Genomic DNA, 6,199 nt, shown 5'->3' with positions numbered 1-6,199 from the left:
GGCACCTGCCCCAAAGAATAAAATTGCCCAAAGTACAATAAATAAAAGTTGCTGCCCTAACACCACCACAGTTGGGTCGGTAATAAACAAAGCCATTAAATATTTAGAAAATAGATAGCCGAGTGCAATTAAGGTACCTGTAAATAAGAAGTTCATCCCCAAAGCTGTGCGGGTTACTCGTGCTAACAGATCTGATTTGCCAGCACCAATTGCTTGTGCTGCAAAAATTGAAGCCGCAATTGAGATTGATAAGGCAGGGAACTGAATGTAGTTGAGCACCTGATTCACGGCACCATACGCTGCTGTAGCATGCGATCCGTAATGGTTAACCAACCCAACAATAACCAAGCCAGCCATTGAGGTGGTAATCATTTGAATGCCGGTCGGGACGCCTAAGCGCAAAATGATTTTGCTCAGTTCTGGATTGTGACGGATATGTTGCAGAAGCTGACGATTCGGCCGAAGTGGATGATTTTTCTTGTTCAGATAAATCGCTAGAAAAATTAAGATAGCAACATAACCCGTGATCGTTGCAATTGCTGGAGCAATAATTCCTAGGGCGGGTAAGCCAAAATAACCTTTAAGCAATATCGGGGTAATCACCAAGCCAATTACACTGGTTAAAGCCAATGCAAGTAACGGTGTAGTACTGTCGCCTACACCACGTAAAATTGAGGTATAAATAATATAAACAAACAGAAGCGGGCTACCCGCCAGCATCCATTGCACATAAGGCAAAGCAAGATGCATTACCTTTGGATCTGTGCCCAATAACTCTAAAATATCATGGGCAAAAAACACGCCGATAATCGCGGTAATTACCCCACCAATCAGTGTCATAAACAGGGTCGAACCCACCACACTTTGGACTTTTTCAATATTCTGTGCGCCCCACGCTTGCCCTACTAAAACAGTAGTACCCGTTGAAATCCCGATAATAAAAGCGAGAAGCAAGAATAAAATAGGGAAAAAAACCGAGACGGCAGCAATCGCATCAACTCCCATCATTTGACCAACAAAGATGGTGTTAATCGTCCCCGACAAGTTCTGCAAAATATTAGTTGCAATGAGAGGCAGTAAGAAAACGAAAAACGTTTTCCATAGATTTTGCTGGTGAATTAAAGACTGTCTTGGTGGCATGTGTTCTCCATCGCCCATCTCTTTGATGAGCGGGGCAGACATTCAACTTAGCATATTTAGGTGAAATTTCTTGTAGTGTTTTACTATGCTAAGTTTCTAAATTTATTAACATTCATTCAAGATTTCTCCTGCTTTTTGCAATGTCTCATCATTTTTAGCAAAGCAGAAGCGAATCAGACGTAAAGACTCTGGCGCTTGCTGGTAGAAAACTGAAACAGGAATAGCCACAATTTTATGTTGCTCGGCAAGAAACTGGCACATTTCTACATCGTTTAAGTCAGGTCTAATCTGACTGTAATCAAGGTTTTGGAAATATGTCCCTTGAGATGGTTTTAGTAAAAAACGGCTATTGTGAATTGCCTGATTAAAACGATCTCGCTTAGTTTGGTAAAACTGCGAAAGCTCTTGAATATGTTCCGGATGTTGCTGCATATATTGCGCTAGGGCAATCTGACAAGGTGTCGTGCCACAGAAATTCGCATATTGGTAAATCTGGCGAAATAAACGCATTAACTCAGGTGAAGCGACACAATAACCTGTTTTCCAGCCAGTCACATGAAAGGTTTTCCCAAAAGACCCAATCACAAAACTACGCTCTCTGAGCTCTGGAAAATGCAAAGCACTAAAGTGTTGTTGACCATCAAAGACTAAGTGTTCATAGACTTCATCGGATAAAACCACAATGTTTTTATCTTGAATCAGTGCAATAAGCTCTAACCAATCCTGTTTTGCCCAGATGGTACCTGTTGGATTATGGGGAGTATTCACCACAATCATACGGGTTTTCTCATTAATTAAATCTTTAACTTGCTGCCAGTTCACCTTAAAGTCAGGTGCCTCAAGTGCAATATGAACTGCTTTACCACCTGCTAACTGCACAGAAGGGCCATAACTGTCATAACTTGGGTCAAAAATAATGACTTCATCACCTGCGTTGATGCATGCCTGTATGGCACAAAAAATTGCAATGGTTGCACCGGGAGTAATCGTGATTTGCGTTACAGGGTCAAGTTGAAGTTGGTCACGCTGCTGAAATTGTAAAGCGAGCTGTTCACGTAAACCGAGAATACCATCGCCAGGTGGATATTGATTATGCCCAGCTAAAGTCGCCTGAGATAAAGCTTCCAGTAAGGCTTGTGGTGCCGGAAAATCTGGAAAGCCTTGTGACAGGTTGAGAGCACCTAGTCGATGTGCCATTGCCGTCATGGTACTAAAAATAGTCACGCCTTGAGTGGCCAGTTTTGACTGTAGCTGTAGCATATTGTTCTCTTATTAAAGATATTTAAAGTTATAAAATTGATTCAATCACTGCCCGAATTACACCGAGGGTTAAACCAATAAATGCACCGACTACAACGCCATTTACTCGGATCATATGTAGGTCGCCACCGACTTCATTTTCAATTTTCCCGATCATTTCGCGTGAATCCCATTCATGAATACGTTCACTGACATAGCGTATGATTTTATGGCTATATTGATCTGTAAAAGTCAGCGCAAGTCCTGTCATTTCTTTGTTGAGAACTTCACGTACCTTAGCATTTTGAACAAGGTTTTCACCTAGTTGTTGAATAGCCGCTCTTAGGTTCATTGCAATGCCAGAATCTTCTTTCATTAAATCTTCTTTAATGGCATTACACAAAATCGTAACAGCGCCACTGATGAAATTGAGGACTTGTGGACTATCGAGAAGGGCATCTTTACCGCTGTTGAGACGTTGACTAGCAACGCTGTCTGGTTTTGCCAGCTCAAGCATGAGAGAGTGGGCAATGGTTTCAATTTCTTGTCGCCATGGGTGTTCAGGGTCTGCCAACATCGATTCTACTTTTTCAACGAGTGAATCGATGGTGCGTTGTTGAACATCAATACCAATCCAGCTTGCGCCTTTTGCAAGTGACCAGACACCAAGTGCTTTAAACATTTTTCGGGTTAATTCACGGGTTTTATCTGGGTTTTGTACCACCCATTCATGAGCGATATCGAGTCCACGCTGTAAAACGTCTTGATGGAAATCATTTTCCAATACTGCACGTAGCATTTCACTTGCGAGTTTATTGACCTCGGTATTACGCACCCATTGCACACTATTGTTTTGCACAAAATTGGCAATTTGATCTTGGCTAACAAACTCAAAAATTTTCGGTACGGTTTGCTGAATGAGCTGTACCACTTGGGTATTGTTTTGTGGGCTTGCCAACCATTGACCAATTGCGAGGCTTAAGTCAGTTTTTTCTAAGCTTCGTTCAACCACTTGAGGCGAAAGAAAATTTTCTTGTACAAAACGACCCATTGACTCTGCAATGCGAGCTTTGTTGCGTGGAATAATCTCGGTATGGTCGCGTAAAAACTTAGGAATGGGTAACTTACCAAATGGGTTCCGAAACAGAACCGTAATCGCGTACCAGTCGGCTAAACCACCGACTACACCAGCTTCTGCCCCTAACATTAAAATATGAATAAAACCTGTGTACTCTGGCAGAAAACGATCAGCCACCATCAGTGCAATCCACAGCACAACGACAATAATAAGCGCCAGAGTAGCAAAATATTTGCTACGTTTAAGACTGGGCACGTGGTGAACTTCTTCTGCCATGTTCATAAATTTATCCTATTCATTTTTGTTTTACTGGAGGCTCAGGCGGTGGCAACAGCTCTCCTGTCGGACTCAATCCATATTTTTGTCCGATTGATCTCAAGATCAAGGTTGCATCAAAAGCATCCTGTGGAGCCTGCTTTTGATCCCGATAACATTCAATAGTATACGACACTTGAACAGGATCGATATTGACCACTTGTGGGTAATCATAGAACGGATCATGCCAGAAACCTGGGTAGCGACGACCATAACCATATGGGTAAAAGCTTGGAGCTGATGGATAAACCACAGCCTGACGTTGTGGTTTCTGGCTCTGATTACTTGGATCATTTTGCACTTTAAAAAAGCGGAAACCTTTTTGTATCGTCGTTTGTGCTGCTTTCACCAAGGTAATTTCTTCAGCTCTGCCATAACTCATATTTGGGTCGGCTTGAAAACTAATACGGAACGTTTGGGCATTTAGAGGATATGCTGAAAACTGGCCAAGCTGATCAAAGGTTCTTGGTTTACTTGGAGTCGTTGCACACGCAGTTAAAGTTAAGGCAGTGCCTAAGGCTAAACAAAGAGAGAGATATTTCATGATGAACTCCCAGCTGAGCATTAAAAAATAGATGACTCAGCATTAAAAATTAAGAAGTTTTAAAAACTACTGTTCGGTTCTAATAAAAATTCGGTTTCCTCTGGAGTGGAAACACGCCCGAGAATGGTATTTCGATGAGGATAGCGTCCAAAGCGATCAATAATGACTTTATGCTTTTTCTCAAAACTTAAATTAATTTCATTGCCGAGGCGTTGAAAGAGTTTCAAGGCAAATTCATGAATCAATTTTGATTCACTATGCATAAATGGCATATATAAAAAAGAACGTTGCTCTGGATTAAGCTGTGCATCGAGTTGCAAGCTAATCGTTTCTTGTGCCAAAGCTAATGCCAAACTGTCATAGGCAAAAGATTTGGGTTGATCACGATAAATGTTGCGAGAAAACTGGTCTAGTACAATAATCTCTGCCAAACGGCCTTCCGCTGTTTTTCGCCAAGACCACAGTTCTGCTTGAGTTGCCTGTCGATGAACATCAGAAAAATTTTCACGAATTTTTTTGTCAAAATCATCACTTTTTGCAAACCAAAGTGAACGGTGTTCAGGAGAAAACCAGAAGTTTAAAATGTCTTGTTCGTTCATGATATTGACAACTCTTTAGCAATTATTCTTCAATAAAATCACAATTCTTTCGTGTCTTAAATAACAAGATTGTGATAAAAATTGCCAAACTGGAATGATGTGAGTATATAAATAGCCGTATCATCTCACGATTTTGTATATAGTGATCTTTAATAAGCGAGCAAATGCATGAGTCAACCCACTACACCCTCTCAATCAGTTATTCCTGCTTGGGTGGATTCGTCGCTACTACAAGGCATGTTACGTGGAATAGAGCGTGAAAGCCTACGTATGCAAAGTAATGGGTTCTTATCACAAGAGTTACATCCAAAGGCATTGGGTTCGGCTTTAACACATCCACAGATTACAACTGATTATTCAGAAGCATTAATGGAGTTTATTACCTCACCTAAGCCAACCATTGGTGAAGCTTTGAATGAGCTCACCGATATCCATGCGGTTGTGCATCGTCATTTAGAAAATGGTGAGAAACTCTGGCCGCTGTCTATGCCATGTATGTTAGATGACAATGAAGAACGGATTCGTCTAGCACAATACGGCACCTCTAATATTGGTCGTTTTAAAACACTATACCGCCGTGGGCTGGGAATTCGATATGGTCGCCGTATGCAAACCATTTCAGGCGTGCACTACAATTTATCTTTTCCAGATACACTTTTTGCCGAGCTACAAGCTCATGAAACTGACGAACAATTAAAATCATTAAGTTTGCAGGATTATCGTAGCCATCGTTATTTTGGCCTTATTCGTAATTTTATCCGTTTAACACCGTTAGTTATGTTTTTAGTGGGCGCTAGCCCAACAGTATGTCGTTGTTTCTTAACTGGACATAAACATCAGTTGTTACCTTTAATCAAAGGTTCATACTATTTACCGTATGCTACAGCTTTGCGCATGGGACGATTGGGCTATCAAAACTCAGCTCAAAAAAGCTTAGGTATTCATTACAACAATTTGACTGGCTATCTGGATGGTTTACAAAAAGCCGTTCATTCTCCTTACCCACCATTTAGCCGTTTAGGGTTAAATGATGCCTCTGGTGAGCCGTTGCAAATTAATGATCATGTTTTGCAGATCGAGAATGAATATTACAGTCTTGTACGCCCAAAACAGGTGCCTCAAAAAGGTGAGACGCCGTCTCAAGCCTTGAAAAATCGAGGGGTGGGCTATGTTGAGCTACGTGCTGTTGATGTAAACCCATACTCGGCAATTGGCGTTGATGAAACAACGGCAGGCTTCCTTGAAGTGCTAGCACTTTATTGTTTGCTAAGTGACAGCCCAGAT

Annotated in this window: 6 protein-coding genes; 1 reads left to right on the top strand and 5 read right to left on the bottom strand. The window is 41.4% G+C overall.

Annotation, left to right across the window (positions count from 1 at the left end; translation table 11 throughout):
* The 5 genes from UC75_RS10535 to UC75_RS10515 form a co-directional block, all read right to left on the bottom strand.
* Window positions 1–1,140, bottom strand: a 1,140-nt coding sequence (locus UC75_RS10535) for an MATE family efflux transporter (RefSeq protein ID WP_228137269.1), incomplete at its 3' end; no start/stop codon positions are given.
* Window positions 1,141–1,245: 105 nt separating this feature from the next.
* Complete coding sequence (locus UC75_RS10530) at window positions 1,246–2,400, bottom strand: pyridoxal phosphate-dependent aminotransferase (protein ID WP_049837550.1); 1,155 nt, start codon at window positions 2,398–2,400, stop codon at window positions 1,246–1,248.
* Window positions 2,401–2,428: 28 nt separating this feature from the next.
* Window positions 2,429–3,739 (bottom strand): DUF445 domain-containing protein, encoded by a 1,311-nt coding sequence (locus tag UC75_RS10525; RefSeq protein WP_049837549.1) that lies wholly within the window; start codon window positions 3,737–3,739, stop codon window positions 2,429–2,431.
* A gap of 13 nt (window positions 3,740–3,752) precedes the next feature.
* Window positions 3,753–4,316 (bottom strand): CC0125/CC1285 family lipoprotein, encoded by a 564-nt coding sequence (locus UC75_RS10520; protein ID WP_049837548.1) that lies wholly within the window; start codon window positions 4,314–4,316, stop codon window positions 3,753–3,755.
* A 59-nt stretch (window positions 4,317–4,375) separates the two neighbouring features.
* On the bottom strand, window positions 4,376–4,915 hold the full coding sequence (locus UC75_RS10515) for a DUF924 family protein (RefSeq protein WP_049837547.1): 540 nt from the start codon (window positions 4,913–4,915) through the stop codon (window positions 4,376–4,378).
* 168 nt (window positions 4,916–5,083) lie between these two features.
* Here UC75_RS10515 and gshA point away from each other — a divergent pair.
* On the top strand, window positions 5,084–6,199 hold a 1,116-nt coding region (gene gshA / locus UC75_RS10510), incomplete at its 3' end, for a glutamate--cysteine ligase (protein WP_228137268.1).

The sequence above is a fragment of the Acinetobacter sp. V2 genome, assembly GCF_001188385.1.
GTDB classification, from domain to species: domain Bacteria; phylum Pseudomonadota; class Gammaproteobacteria; order Pseudomonadales; family Moraxellaceae; genus Acinetobacter; species Acinetobacter oleivorans.
Note: the sequence above shows the minus strand (reverse complement) of the source record. Positions and strands in the feature narration are given on the sequence as shown.